This window comes from Microbacterium sp. R1 (assembly GCF_015159725.1).
GTDB classification, from domain to species: domain Bacteria; phylum Actinomycetota; class Actinomycetes; order Actinomycetales; family Microbacteriaceae; genus Microbacterium; species Microbacterium oxydans.
This window is the reverse complement of record NZ_JADDUD010000001.1, coordinates 927,209-938,994: the sequence shown is the minus strand read 5'-3', so window position 1 is coordinate 938,994 and position 11,786 is coordinate 927,209. Positions and strand designations below refer to the sequence as shown.

Annotated in this window: 14 protein-coding genes; 1 reads left to right on the top strand and 13 read right to left on the bottom strand. The window is 63.7% G+C overall.

From position 1 onward, the window contains the following. Positions 1 to 4: 4 nt before the first annotated feature. The 5 genes from ILP86_RS04740 to ILP86_RS04720 form a co-directional block, all read right to left on the bottom strand. Positions 5 to 613 (bottom strand): hypothetical protein, encoded by a 609-nt coding sequence (locus ILP86_RS04740; protein ID WP_193761486.1) that lies wholly within the window; start codon positions 611 to 613, stop codon positions 5 to 7. 63 nt (positions 614 to 676) lie between these two features. Next, on the bottom strand, positions 677 to 1,549 hold the full coding sequence (locus ILP86_RS04735) for a hypothetical protein (RefSeq protein ID WP_193761485.1): 873 nt from the start codon (positions 1,547 to 1,549) through the stop codon (positions 677 to 679). Further along, complete coding sequence (locus ILP86_RS04730) at positions 1,542 to 2,627, bottom strand: hypothetical protein (protein ID WP_193761484.1); 1,086 nt, start codon at positions 2,625 to 2,627, stop codon at positions 1,542 to 1,544. The genes ILP86_RS04735 and ILP86_RS04730 overlap by 8 nt, the downstream gene beginning before the upstream one ends. Before the next feature lie 14 nt (positions 2,628 to 2,641). Then, positions 2,642 to 3,793 (bottom strand): hypothetical protein, encoded by a 1,152-nt coding sequence (locus tag ILP86_RS04725; RefSeq protein ID WP_193761483.1) that lies wholly within the window; start codon positions 3,791 to 3,793, stop codon positions 2,642 to 2,644. 302 nt (positions 3,794 to 4,095) lie between these two features. Then, positions 4,096 to 7,041: a tape measure protein gene (locus tag ILP86_RS04720; RefSeq protein WP_193761482.1), complete on the bottom strand. Its 2,946-nt coding sequence runs from the start codon at positions 7,039 to 7,041 to the stop codon at positions 4,096 to 4,098. Between the two features lie 52 nt (positions 7,042 to 7,093). Here ILP86_RS04720 and ILP86_RS04715 point away from each other — a divergent pair, with 52 nt between their 5' ends. After that, positions 7,094 to 7,438: a DUF4429 domain-containing protein gene (locus tag ILP86_RS04715; RefSeq protein WP_193761481.1), complete on the top strand. Its 345-nt coding sequence runs from the start codon at positions 7,094 to 7,096 to the stop codon at positions 7,436 to 7,438. On the opposite strand, the gene ILP86_RS20005 is transcribed toward ILP86_RS04715, so the two are convergent. The 8 genes from ILP86_RS20005 to ILP86_RS04680 all read right to left on the bottom strand — a co-directional run bounded on the left by ILP86_RS20005 (position 7,413) and on the right by ILP86_RS04680 (position 11,786). Further along, positions 7,413 to 7,622, bottom strand: coding sequence for a DUF5361 domain-containing protein (locus ILP86_RS20005; protein WP_374706392.1), 210 nt, complete (start codon positions 7,620 to 7,622; stop codon positions 7,413 to 7,415). The genes ILP86_RS04715 and ILP86_RS20005 overlap by 26 nt on opposite strands. A gap of 182 nt (positions 7,623 to 7,804) precedes the next feature. Further along, positions 7,805 to 8,161: a hypothetical protein gene (locus ILP86_RS04710; RefSeq protein ID WP_193761480.1), complete on the bottom strand. Its 357-nt coding sequence runs from the start codon at positions 8,159 to 8,161 to the stop codon at positions 7,805 to 7,807. A 221-nt stretch (positions 8,162 to 8,382) separates the two neighbouring features. Then, complete coding sequence (locus tag ILP86_RS04705) at positions 8,383 to 8,934, bottom strand: hypothetical protein (RefSeq protein WP_193761479.1); 552 nt, start codon at positions 8,932 to 8,934, stop codon at positions 8,383 to 8,385. Between the two features lie 75 nt (positions 8,935 to 9,009). Further along, on the bottom strand, positions 9,010 to 9,405 hold the full coding sequence (locus tag ILP86_RS04700) for a hypothetical protein (protein ID WP_193761478.1): 396 nt from the start codon (positions 9,403 to 9,405) through the stop codon (positions 9,010 to 9,012). Further along, positions 9,405 to 9,656: a hypothetical protein gene (locus ILP86_RS04695; RefSeq protein ID WP_193761477.1), complete on the bottom strand. Its 252-nt coding sequence runs from the start codon at positions 9,654 to 9,656 to the stop codon at positions 9,405 to 9,407. The genes ILP86_RS04700 and ILP86_RS04695 overlap by 1 nt, the downstream gene beginning before the upstream one ends. After that, positions 9,656 to 9,988, bottom strand: coding sequence for a hypothetical protein (locus ILP86_RS04690; RefSeq protein ID WP_193761476.1), 333 nt, complete (start codon positions 9,986 to 9,988; stop codon positions 9,656 to 9,658). Before ILP86_RS04690 ends, ILP86_RS04695 begins: the two co-directional genes overlap by 1 nt. Further along, the gene (locus tag ILP86_RS04685) at positions 9,985 to 10,551 is read right to left on the bottom strand and encodes a hypothetical protein (protein ID WP_193761475.1); all 567 of its coding nucleotides are present in this window, start codon (positions 10,549 to 10,551) and stop codon (positions 9,985 to 9,987) included. The genes ILP86_RS04690 and ILP86_RS04685 overlap by 4 nt, the downstream gene beginning before the upstream one ends. Positions 10,552 to 10,574: 23 nt before the next feature. Next, entirely contained in the window at positions 10,575 to 11,786 is a 1,212-nt protein-coding gene (locus ILP86_RS04680) for a P22 phage major capsid protein family protein (RefSeq protein ID WP_193761474.1), read from the bottom strand.

Sequence of the window (11,786 nt, the reverse complement as noted above, 5' to 3'; positions counted from 1 at the left end):
ACTCCTAGAACTCGAATCGGCCGGTGCCGAAGAAGGCGTGGTTGGCGACACCGCCAGCGGTCGTCATGGTGCCGTTGACGACCATCGACTGGAAGAAGATGCTTCCGTCTGAGCCGACGTACCAGCGGGACGCGCCGAGGTTCCCGCCGACACCGATCGTCCCGGAGCCCAGGGGTGCGTTGCCGGGTGGGCGCACACCTGCGGGGAGGACTCCGACGACGACTGCGGCGCCGGCGTTCACAGCGAGGTTGGATCCTGTGCGGGTGACCTCGAACGCGGAGATCTCCGCACTGCCCGGCGTGAGCCGGTAGCGGATCGCCCCGCTGCTGACCGCCCACCCGGATGCGGGAGTCAGGGTCACCCAGTCAGTTCCGGGCGCTGCGAGAACCCAGGCGGCGTCCTTCGACCGATAGATGCGGCCGGTGTCCGTCTCCACCCACAGCATGCCGTTGCGGTGCTTCGCGGCGGGCAGAGTTTGACGTTCCGTGCTTGTGCCCACTCGCACGTTGGCGAACGACGCCGCGAAGTCGGCGATTGCCTGCAGGTCGACCACGGTCTGGGTGGGTGTCGGGGAGACAACCGGCTTGCCGTAAGCGTCAAGGGTGTAGCCCATGAGCTACCTCGTTTCTGTTGGCGCGCGGCTGAGCTCACGCGAGAGTCGTCGGAAGAGGGAGGCTCAACGCCACTTGATGCGCAGCGCACCAGAGAGGCCGTCTTGAGCGAGGGAAGCGAACTTCGAGTACCCGCCCTGGTTGAGCCCGACACCGTAGAAGGAGCCGCCCGCGATGAGCGCGGCGAACCATGCATTGTTCGGTACCGGGTTCCACCCGTTCGGCGGATCCCAGGGGAACAGGCTTCCCATCGCCGGAACGCCCGCCTTCCCCGGTGAGGTGTGGAGCGCGAAGTTCGGTGAGGAGCCTTGGTCCTGCACCCGGTTGACGAACATCTCCATCGACACGAGCTGAGAACCGGCAGGGATCGTGTCCTTGATCTGCGTGCCGTAGAACCATGCCCCGTAGGTCGAGTTCGACGCCCACGGCTGCGCGGTCCACCATCGTGTCGATCCCCTGTCGGTGGAGCCTGCATCGATGGCTCGGAAGGTGGCTTCCTTCACCGTCGCGCCACCCCCGCCAGGGGTGGGAGGAGGCGTCGGGGACGCCGGTTGAACCGACAGCGCACCAAGGCACACCGGACCGGGCCACGAGATCCCGACCGTCTGCCCCGAGGTGGGAGCCGTGCCGACCGAAGGCATCGAGAACTCGCCGAAGTCGGTCGTCACGTTCACGACCCCGGAACCGACCGTCGTCACAACCCCCACTCCCGGCCGGCCCGTCGTGGGACCGAGCAGAAACCAGGAACCATCGACCGACCACACGTGGACGGGTTCGTTCACGGACGGCACGTAGGCGGTGAGGAACGCGGCGGGGAAACGGGACTGGTCGATGTCGATGAGCGCTTGACCGGCCGAGATACCCGCGAACGTTCCCACCCGGGTGATGACCTTCGACTTCTTCGCGATCAGGTCGAGGAGCCGATCGGTGTCATTCATCGGCCACCTCCACCGTCAGCTGGGTGGTCGCATCGCCGTGGGACACCTTGAGCACCCGGACTCGTGATCCCTCGAAGCGCAACACGTCGCCGACCTCCCGCAAGGGGTTGAACCGCTCCGTCACCTCACGCGTCACACCGCGCACTCGAGATACCCGCGGGAGCAGTTCGGCCGCGTAGTCGTAGCACTGCTTTGTCGTGGTGAGGAAGTCTGACGAGTACGTGTATGTGGCGACACCGAACGGGGACGCGGACCCGTCAGCGTTCCCGACCCGCAGGAAACCATCCGTGACGCTGGCGACGCCGTAGACCGGTTCTCCGGTGGGGCTCTTGCCGGTGACGACGACCCGGTTGTACGTCTTCTCTGCGGTGAGCGTGCGCGGTGCGGACACATACCCGGTCAGGTCGTCGACGGGAGCAGGCCATGCCTTCGGGCGGGCTGTCAGAACACCGGAAGGGTTCAACGCCGGCCATGCGCCCAACCGGTCGAACAGCTTCGACACGGCAGCATCCTTCTGCTCGTCGTGCGTGACGGGGGTCGCGATCGCGGCGTCTGCGATGTTCCGGACCACGGGAAGACCCGTGACTGCCTGGATCTCGCCCCATACCGATGTCGACACCGACTGGGTAGGCACCGCGAACCGGTCACGGATGACCCGCTGCAAGCCGTCTTTCAACGTCAGCTCGAACGACTCCCCCGGGTGGATGACCCGGCCTTCCCACGGCATCTGCGACTCGACCGACGTCGGCACGGAGTCGATCACGAACCGACCCATCGGAATGCGCTCGGAGAACTCTCCCGCTCCCACAAGACAGTCGATCTGGAGCTCGGACCCGAAGGGCGAGAACCAGTCCCCCACCTGTTTCGGAATCATCGACGTAGCATGATCGTCCGCCCACACCACGGTGCAGGAGCCAGACCCCGCGACGAACTGGTTCCCATCCCAGGACAGGTCCGGGTCGGAGATGTTCAGGTTCGCGAGCCGACGTTGACCGTCATACATCAGGTCTGCGACCCAGACGCGAGAGAAACCACCGCTGCGGATGAGATCGAGGGTGCGGGCGGAAACATCACGCATCCCGCACCCCCGTTTCACCCAGCAAGCCCCGCCAGGGAGTAGTCGCGATCCTGTGCGTCATACGACGCGTAGGCGGCATCTCGAGCCGTGTACGAGGCATACCCCGCATCGAGGTCGGAGTAGGACAGCGTTGCGATCACGAGCGCCGGCGCGGGTGGTTCGCACTCCGTCACAGTCGCTTGGAAGCGCGACCATCCGTCACCCATCGCGGTGTCGATATCTACCTCGACGAGGGTCTTCACGACGCAGAAGACCACCTTCGGGAAGAACTCCCCCGTGCTCCGGATCAGCCAGATCGGGAGCTGCGGTTGCCGTTCCGTTCCAAGGGTGGCCCGCAACGATGCCGCCTGCTCGCGACTTGAGACACCGAAGTCGATCTGCACACCTGAAAGCCCTCGGCGCGGCCCGAACCCAACGAACGTCCCCCGCGCGGCTCCCTCAGCGAACACGAGCTCGCCCGGAGCTTCCTGGCTCAATGACGGCCAGGATCCGGAGAGGTTCAGCACTTCCAACGAAAGGTTGGGGTCTAGTGGCTGCTGCACGAGCACCACCTCAGGGCCATCGACCCACGGTGATGTCACCGTGCCGATGCTGACGCGTCCCTTCGACTCTGACCCTGCCCAGCACTCGGCCTCGTACGTGAACGATCCACGCAGAGGAGGTTCGTAGTCGATCAGCGACAGCGACCCGGTGCCGGCCGACTCGATCGACGCGCTCGCGTTCACCGCACTCAACCATGACGGCGCGTACCCCAGGTAGGGCGTGGACGAGCCAGAGAACCACCGGCCGACACTGTTTGCCGACTCCGTGAGGAACCCCGTGACATCCAGTCGCGCCCCCACCGGCACCGTTCCGGCGATGCGGAAGATCGCAACAGCACGGACAGCCCCGGCAAGACGTGGGACGGAGAAACCTACCCGGTTCCATCCACTACTGATCGAGCCGGTGACGATATCCGACGTGCCCAGCAACGTGTTCGACGAGTTGTACTGCTGGATATAGACCCTGCCGATGGGATCGGCGATCGAGGATGGGCGCACCCACGCGGATGCCGCGATGTCTGGCCCCAGAGGGGTCTTCAGCACGTTGTTCGTCGCGGTGCCACGAACATCCAAGTAGGTCGAAGCCGTCGTCGCCTCCACGCGCACGAACGTGTCTATGCCCATCCCGCCAACGTTCATTCCCAGCGTTGACGTCGCCGTAAACGTCGGAGAACCAGCCCCCGACTGCGACGCCGAATGCGCCGAGGTCCCGGTGCCGGCGGGGTCGACATCCACGTTCCGTCGGACCTCCAGAGGAGACCCACCCGTAAACGTGCGGTCGACCCCGCCGCGCACCTTGAACTCACGCCCATCAGCTACCCGCCACAACGTGACCCGGTTCGTCCCCGCAGGAATGTCAGCCGACTCAACCACCATCTCCACACGAGGAACAGGCGTCATGTCGAAACGAGGCGTCAGAACCACAGTCATGCCGAAGTCCTTCCACTCGAGAACGCCACAGCATCAGCAGTCGACTTCGCGCCTATCACGCGCTTCGCCACCGCCGTGAGCGGCATCCCCTCAATTTCGAACACGACGCGATCCCCCGGGCGGATGCCCGAGAGCCCACCCCGCAACGCGGCCGACTCATCCGGAGTCAGTACCGCCTCGGGCTTTCCGGTGAGGTTCAACCCCATGCCCCCGTGAGGGAGCCACCCGCCCTGGTCGTACAGCTTCGGAACGACACCGCCCGAAGCCATCGCCAGGTGCACGTGGTTGTAGTGCTGCTTCTTCACCGCATCGGACCACCCGGCGAACGGCTTCCCGTTCTGCAACTGCCGGTTTCCAGCAGGGGTGTAGATGAGCTCCGACGCGTTAGGGAAGAGCTTCGCGACCGCATCGAACGTCGCCATAGACGCCGGCACGATATCGATCGCCCGCCCGAGGGAGTGGTACGACTGACCGCCGTTGACGGTTTTCGCGCCAGGACGGAAGTCGGACGTCTTCACCGCACCAGGAACCTGGCTGCGGACGACGTTCCACATCGCTTCCCAGCCCATGCCCTTGGTGCCGACGCCCTTCGGAGCGGCCTGCTTGAACAGGTCCACGAAGCCCATCACGGTCTTCTCAGCCAGCCCGCCAACGGTCTTGCCGAAGATGTTCTGATCGCCCATCATCGGGCGGATGATCCCGTCGATGACGTGCGACTTGATCGCCTGCGCAGGGTTGCTCAGGAACTCCCAAGCCACGGACGCAGCCTTCGAGATCGCATCCCAAGCGTCGCCGAAGAAGTTCCCCTCCCCGTCGCCGATCGGGAGCCTGCCGTTGCGGGCGGCAGTGTTCAGGGCATCGACCCCAGCAGGCCCACCGACGAGTCGAGTGAACTCCGGGCGCATGATCGCCTCACCACCGGAGAGCGCGAGCCCACCAGCAGTCGGAGACCAGAACTGATGAACGTCACGACCGGGCGTGTACCCAGGCATGACACCACCAGAGGCGAACTTCACCAACGGCGCCTTCGGGAGCTTCATGTCACTCAGCCCAAGCGTGCCCACCATGTCGTTCCAGAAGGACCGAAGGCCGTTGTTCCAAACTGTGTCGAGCACGAAGTTGATCGGAACAGCGGCGGCCTTCTTGATGCCCTCCCAAGCGGTCCCGATCGCCTTCGCCGTGTTCGCGAACGCTTGGCCGATCAGATCGATGCCGATCTTGAATGGCGTGAACACGTACGTGTTGATCCAGTCCCAGGCGGACTTGATCGCGTTCGAGATGCCGCTCCACACGGGCTGCACGACGTTCTTGAAAAGCCAGTCGAAGGCGGCTCCGATCGCCTGTACGGCAGAACCTATGAAGCCGAAGACGGGCGACAGGACCGTCTCCCAGAGCCACTTGAACAGTGTGGCCCACCCGTTGATGTACGGCTGGATGATCGTCGTCCACAGCCACGACACAACTGCGCCGATAGCCTGGAACGCCGGCTGGATGGCGTTGACCCAGAGCCAGTTCGCGATCGCGCCCACGAGACGGAACGCATTCACGATCAGGTCGAACTGCAGCTTGAACATGCCCGCGACGAAACCGACAACGGTGCTGATGCCGTCAAAGACGGGCTTCAGCACGTTCTCGTAGAGCCACGTCGCGATATCACCGATCGCCTTGAACACAGGCTGGATCACGTCTTCCCACGCAGAGGTGAAGAAACCAGTGATGTTCGTCCACGCCTCGCCGAGGAACTGGGTGAAGTTCGCCCAGATGTCCTTGCCCAGCTCTGTCTGCGTGAAGAACCACACGAGCCCAGCAACAAGAGCCGCGATCGCAGTCACGATGAGCATGATCGGGTTCGCGCTCATGACCGCGTTGAGTCCTATCTGGGCTGCTTTCGCGATGTTCGTGGCCGTCACCCATGCGTAGATTCCGGCAACGAAGGTGCCAAGCGCAACGGCTACAGGAACCAGCCAGTCGCTATTCGCCTTCATCCATCCGAAGACGTCCCTGACAACCTCGCCCGCGAGCATGAAGCCGTCGATGAGCTTCGGGAACACTGCGGAAATGACAGCGCCCAGCTTGGCGCCCATCTCCTCGGCGGCAGGCCCGACTGAATCGAGCCATCCCGTCAGGTTGCCAAGTCCGCCTTTCAGCTGTGGGAACACCCCGCTCAGGAGCTTCTCCCCGAACCGACCAGCCGCAGCTAGAGCGTTGTTCCACATGCCCGACCACGTCGTACCCATCTCGGATGCGACAGTGCCCGTGGCGGCCTGCGCGGCCTGTGCGAACTGGTCGAAATTGATCTTTCCGTCTGACGCCAGCTTGAAGACCTCGCCGGCTGTGACGCCGAGCACCTTCGCAAGTTCCTGATAGATCGGGATGCCCTTGTCGGCAAGCTGACCGATCACGTCGTTCTGGATGCCGTTCGCCTGAGTCATGGCCTTCGAGAAGATCGAACCCATGTCGCCAAGATCCGTGCCCGCAGCCGCAGCAGCGTTGGCAACGGTCTTCAGGACTCCCTCGAGATTCTGACCTGGCTTGATGCCAGCTGCTACTGCCTGAGCGGCTACAGTCGCGGCGTCGCCAAGACCGAACGCCGTCCCCTTCACGGAGGCAAGGGCGTTCTGCATGATCGTCGTGACGCTTCCCGCATCGTGGCCAAGCCCTCGAAGCTTCGCCTGGGCAGTGTCAATGGCATCGAGGCGCTGAAAGCCCTTCACGAGCGCCGTTCCAATGCCGGCAGCAAGGGCGCCGCCGAGAGCGAGAGCCCCGACCTTGAACACCTTGTTGATCGAGCTCGTCATCCGCTGCCCGAAATCAGTTCCTGCCCGGTCGAAGACGCCGCCAACGCCGGACGAACCAAGCATCTGCTCGGTCTCTCGCTTGATCCCAGGTGCGCGCACAGTGAGTGCGACATATGCGTTGGCGATCTCGGTTGCGTTCGCCATGGGAACCTCCAGAAAGGTGGAGCGATCCGCTGCGGCCTGTCATCATGAAGGCATGGCAGAGGTGATCGCGGCTCAAGGTCGCAATGGGCACGTTTCGTTCGATGGCAAGACCGTCACGATCACGCGCGAGGGATTCGCGGCGCGCATCAGCCACGGCCGCGGAGAGAAGTCGATCCCGCTGCGTCAGATTGCGGCGGTGCAGATGAAGCCCGTGTCATTGATGACGACGGGCTTCATCCAGTTCACCGTTCCCGGTGAGATCTCGTCCAAGACCCAGAAGGGCGGCCGCGGACTGGATGCCGCAGCCGACGAGAATGCTGTGTTGTTCCTCAAGAAGCAGGAGCCCGAGTTCATCGCGCTCGGCGCCGCGATTAAGTCGGCTCTGGCCGAGCTCTGACCTGCTCTTGACGCGCAGCCCACGCTTCTGCGCGGGCGTTCATACGGGCTTCCTCTGCCTTGACCTGATTACCGGGTGTCGGAGGCTCTTCCGGCTTGGGAGCATTCCGCCCCTTGGACCCGTCCTCGGTCTTCATCCATGCGAGCACCCGTACGCCGTAGTCGACACGGGCGAGCATGTGCACTTCGTCGGACCATGCGAGCGGGCCGCCCGAAGCACGCCATAGTGCACAGCCCGGAGGAAGGTGTGCCACGTAGTCGGCTAGCTCGAGTACCCCGTAGTCGTGTTGGGATAGCCGAATCCCGTACACGGCCTGCAGGGACGCTCGCAGAGCATCTTCGTGCTCGTTGAGCGCCCCTACAAGGGTTACGAGTTTGGGACGGCCTCGAGCACCGCCTGCACGAACTCCTGGAAGTCTGCCGAGCTCACTCGCCCAGTCTTCTCATCCCGGAAGTTCTCCTTGACGGTGTTGTACTGGTCGCCGAACAGTCGGCGAGACATCGATACTGACTTCGCACCGTCGCCGTTCTGCAGGTCGGCGACGTCCTCGAGGAACTCCCAGTCGTTCAGAGCGTCCTTCTCGACCTCGACCGTGATCTCGTTGACGGTGATGCGAAATCCCTCGACCTCGCGAGCATCGTCACCTTCGCCGATGGAGATCTTGATCTTCTCCGCCTTCGGCGACTTCGGCTTGTGATCCTGCGGCTTCTTCGGTGCTGCCATGGTTGACCCCATTCTGTGAAACGAATTGACCCCATGGATTGAGGGGTGGCGGGCCTGGGGTCAGAACCCGCCACCGGTTTTTCAGTCGGAAGCGACCGGCTCCGACTTGTCGTCAGCCGTCGACTTCTTCCGAGACTTCTTCGACGAATTGGTGTCTTCCACGCGCTTCACATTCCCGTTCCGGTCAGTCCGGTACAGCACGCCTTCTTCGAGGCCCGCCATCACTCGGCCTCGAGGTCGGTGGAGATCGCGGTGTAGTCGCCGATGATCTCTCCGATGAACGGGTAGCCGGCAATGTCCGAGTTCGCGTAGACGAGATCACCGTTGGGCGCGATCTCGAGACGCGGGATGACGATGCGCATCCGGATCTCGTCGTCGTCGCTGTCGAACAGGTCGATCACCGCGGCACGTGCCGAGATCCGCTGACCAGCACCACGGTTCGCAGTGCGAACGCCTGCCGTGGTCGAAAAGCTCTTCTCGTGGTAGCGGAGTGCCTGCGTCTGGCCCTTCGTCTCGAGCGCGGTGAACGACACGGTCGTGCCGGGCTCGTTCATGCGGGTGCGGACAACGCCGTTGCCCTGCCATCCGCGGATCTTCTCCGGGGATCCCGTGAGCGCCTCGGTGAGACCGTCCGAATGGATCCAGCCGACATCCTCGAATGCCGCGTTGAGTGCGGTGGTGAGGTCAGCCGGCAGGGTCGTACCGATCGGTGCGAGGCTGATTGAGTTGTTGTCGCTGCCCCAGATCCGGGCCAGCTCGCTGTTGACCGTCATGAACGGCCTCCTTCCGCCCGAGAGGGCATAGAAAAAGCCCCTGACGGGCTGTCAGAGGCTCGAATGTTGGTCAGGTCAGACGCGGGCACCTCGCACCCTCCACCGGATGGTGAACGAGTACCGATCGGAGCCGTCATCGGGGTCAGGATCGAAGTACGGTGACGACACCGACTTCACCCCGCGCACTAGTCGCATCTCAGACGAGTCATTGAGGAACGCGTGATGCAGCTGACGCGCCTCACGACGAGCGATCGTGTCCCCGTTCTCCCCGCCTGCTGACATCGCACCGACTGTGACGGTCAGAAGCGCTTCGACGAACACACGATTCGCTGGCCCACCCCCGTCGATGACCTGAACGTACTTCGCCGGCCGCGGGTTCTTCACCTTCGTGGACACGTCCGTCCAGGACGTCTTCGTACGAATGAAGTTGATAGCTATCACGGGCAGGTCGGGGAGCTCCACGGCAGGCATCAGGACTCCTTCGCGGCGTTCAACGCGCGAGTAAGCACCTTGTTCCGAGCTTCCTCACGCATTCCGCGGGCATTCTTGGGTTGAACGTATGCTCGAGCTGTCCAACGGTGCGGGACCACCTTGACCTCGAAGTCTTCGCCGACAGCAGCCTGGATTTTGTTCGCGGCACCGACGACTTTCGCGATCGCTTCAGGTGAAGTCATCAGCGTGTTGAGTCCACGGAGCTTGATCTGTACCCGGACGTCAGCCATCAGCCGTCCACCCTTCGGAGAGTTGCTACGTTCGCGCGACGCGTCGGATCGGTCGGGTGAACCCATTCACGGGTCTCTCCCTCAACCTCGTAGCGCTTGCCTCGCGCCCAGACGACATCACGATGACCCAGCACCACGGAGAAGGGCATATAGAGCGTGGGCTCGACGATCACTCGATCGTTACCTTCGCGCGGCTCAGAAGACGAGCCGGGATCGAAGGCGTACACGCCCACTGTTACTGCGGGAAGCCACGCTTCAACAGCGTTGCCCGTCGCATCTACCGCTCCTGCTTCGAAGGCCTCGTGGTCGACGAACTCGCTGATGGGCCTCATGATGGCACCCACACGTTCGGCACGCGAAGGCGGAAGGAATGTGCGACGGCAAGGTCGTCCGGCGCGAGGCGTGTCGCGCCGCCCTGTGCCCACGTCGCGTACGTGTACTGGTCGGTGAACGGACCGGTTGTGGCCGAGTACTGGGTCACGCCTTCGGCAGCGTTCGGGTTGATGCTCAGCACCTGGCGTGTGACGTCCGCGATCGTGAGCCGTACGAGATCGGGAACATCCCCGCCGTGCGAGTAGTCCACGTTCACGAATTCGTGAGAGATCCGCGGGACTGTGAGCCACCGCGGCGAGAGCTCGAAGGGGACGTCATCTCCGCGATCATCTGTCACCGTGTGGATCACGGTCACCGGCTTCTGTCGGAGGAATGCCCGTCCGCCGTTGACCTTGATTCGTGACGTGGATCGACCGGGTGTGAACTGCTGACCGGAGGCGAGCCGGAACAACTCTGACGCCTTGTCCAGAATTGCCCCGACTCGCTCTTCCTCTTCGGGGGTGAGGTCGCGACCAAACGCGGCCTCCACATCCTCTTGGGATGCGAGCTGCACTACTGCCATGACCTCACCCCTTCGCGAGTTACTTAGACCTTGGTGACGGTCTTGGAACCGCCGCCGGTGATCGCCGCCGAGTTGGCCGTCACGATGACGGTCTTCTGGAAGTTGATCGTCTTGGTAGTGGTGCCGGTGACGTTGGCGCCGGCCACACCATCCAGGTCGTTGACCGCATCGCGGATCACCGGGTTGGTCGCGTCGAATGCGATCGGTTCGGTGGCCTCGCCGTCAACGGAGAGGGTGAACGTTCCGCCCGTGACGCTTCCGGTGTTCGCCAGCGTCCAGGTGTCCGACTCGGCCGTGTTCGCGGCTCCGAAGTTGACCTTGACCGCGCGGATGAACTCCATCTGCACCTCGCCGCCGGACTGGACGACCAGACCGTCATCGCCGATCTGCGGGTCCGTGACCACCGATCCGCCGGTGAAGACGCCCAGGATCGACCGGTCGTGCAGCGTGTCGCTGTCGTAGTCGAAGAGCTGACGGACGGAGAGTCCGCCTTCGATCGCGATGGCCGAGGACGTTGCGCCCTTCGGTGCGGCCGGGGCGACGTACGCGAGGGCCAGCGCCGAGTTGTGCACGAAGTAGGACTCGTCGCCGTCCAGGGCGTTCGACTCCACGATGGTGAAACTGGACAGGCGTCCGACGACACCTTCGCGGACGGCCTCGGGGAGGCCGGCGGTGTCAACGTCAAGGAGCTTGTCGAACGACGCGATCTCTGCCGACACCTCGGATCCGACGATCCAGTAGCGGCCGCTCGCCGGGACATTGGAGTCGTTGAGGAGCTTGCGCGCCTGGATCGCGATCTTTCGGGGATCGGCGCCGGGCGTGTAGTTCACCTCGTGCACGAAGTTGGCCGCACCGAGGGTGTCGGCGATCGTGTTCTCGAAGTCTTCGACGAGTGCGCGCACCTGCGGGACGGTGACGTCCTGCGAGTAGTTCTCGATGTCGAGCGTGAGCTCTTCGTCGGAGAGCTGCACAGGCACGATCGGGTAGCGGGAGAGCTTCACCTGGATGCGCGACTGCACGAGATCCTGGTAGACGATCGGGTTGCGGTCACGGAATCCCGCGTCCTGTGCGACGAGGATCGCCGGGCGCTTGACGTTCACGACGTCGCCCTTCGCTCCCTTGAAGTCTGCGATCCCGTACCGGTTCGAGAACAGGTTCGGGAGGACGATGGTCCGCTGGAGGATGCCGAGGGCGACGCCCGCGATCTTCTCCGCCTTCTCAAAGATGTGTGCCAT

Bases quoted from the DNA above. Each gene is read 5' to 3' on its own strand.
- ILP86_RS04715 (WP_193761481.1), top strand. From the start codon at position 7,094: ATGGCAGAGGTGATCGCGGCTCAAGGTCGCAATGGGCACGTTTCGTTC.
- ILP86_RS04700 (WP_193761478.1), bottom strand. From the start codon at position 9,405: ATGCCTGCCGTGGAGCTCCCCGACCTGCCCGTGATAGCTATCAACTTC.
- ILP86_RS04680 (WP_193761474.1), bottom strand. From the start codon at position 11,786: ATGGCACACATCTTTGAGAAGGCGGAGAAGATCGCGGGCGTCGCCCTC.
- ILP86_RS04725 (WP_193761483.1), bottom strand. From the start codon at position 3,793: ATGGGCATAGACACGTTCGTGCGCGTGGAGGCGACGACGGCTTCGACC.
- ILP86_RS04695 (WP_193761477.1), bottom strand. From the start codon at position 9,656: ATGGCTGACGTCCGGGTACAGATCAAGCTCCGTGGACTCAACACGCTG.
- ILP86_RS04730 (WP_193761484.1), bottom strand. From the start codon at position 2,627: ATGCGTGATGTTTCCGCCCGCACCCTCGATCTCATCCGCAGCGGTGGT.
- ILP86_RS04720 (WP_193761482.1), bottom strand. From the start codon at position 7,041: ATGGCGAACGCAACCGAGATCGCCAACGCATATGTCGCACTCACTGTG.
- ILP86_RS04740 (WP_193761486.1), bottom strand. From the start codon at position 613: ATGGGCTACACCCTTGACGCTTACGGCAAGCCGGTTGTCTCCCCGACA.
- ILP86_RS04685 (WP_193761475.1), bottom strand. From the start codon at position 10,551: ATGGCAGTAGTGCAGCTCGCATCCCAAGAGGATGTGGAGGCCGCGTTT.
- ILP86_RS04705 (WP_193761479.1), bottom strand. From the start codon at position 8,934: ATGACGGTCAACAGCGAGCTGGCCCGGATCTGGGGCAGCGACAACAAC.
- ILP86_RS04735 (WP_193761485.1), bottom strand. From the start codon at position 1,549: ATGAATGACACCGATCGGCTCCTCGACCTGATCGCGAAGAAGTCGAAG.
- ILP86_RS04710 (WP_193761480.1), bottom strand. From the start codon at position 8,161: ATGGCAGCACCGAAGAAGCCGCAGGATCACAAGCCGAAGTCGCCGAAG.
- ILP86_RS04690 (WP_193761476.1), bottom strand. From the start codon at position 9,988: ATGAGGCCCATCAGCGAGTTCGTCGACCACGAGGCCTTCGAAGCAGGA.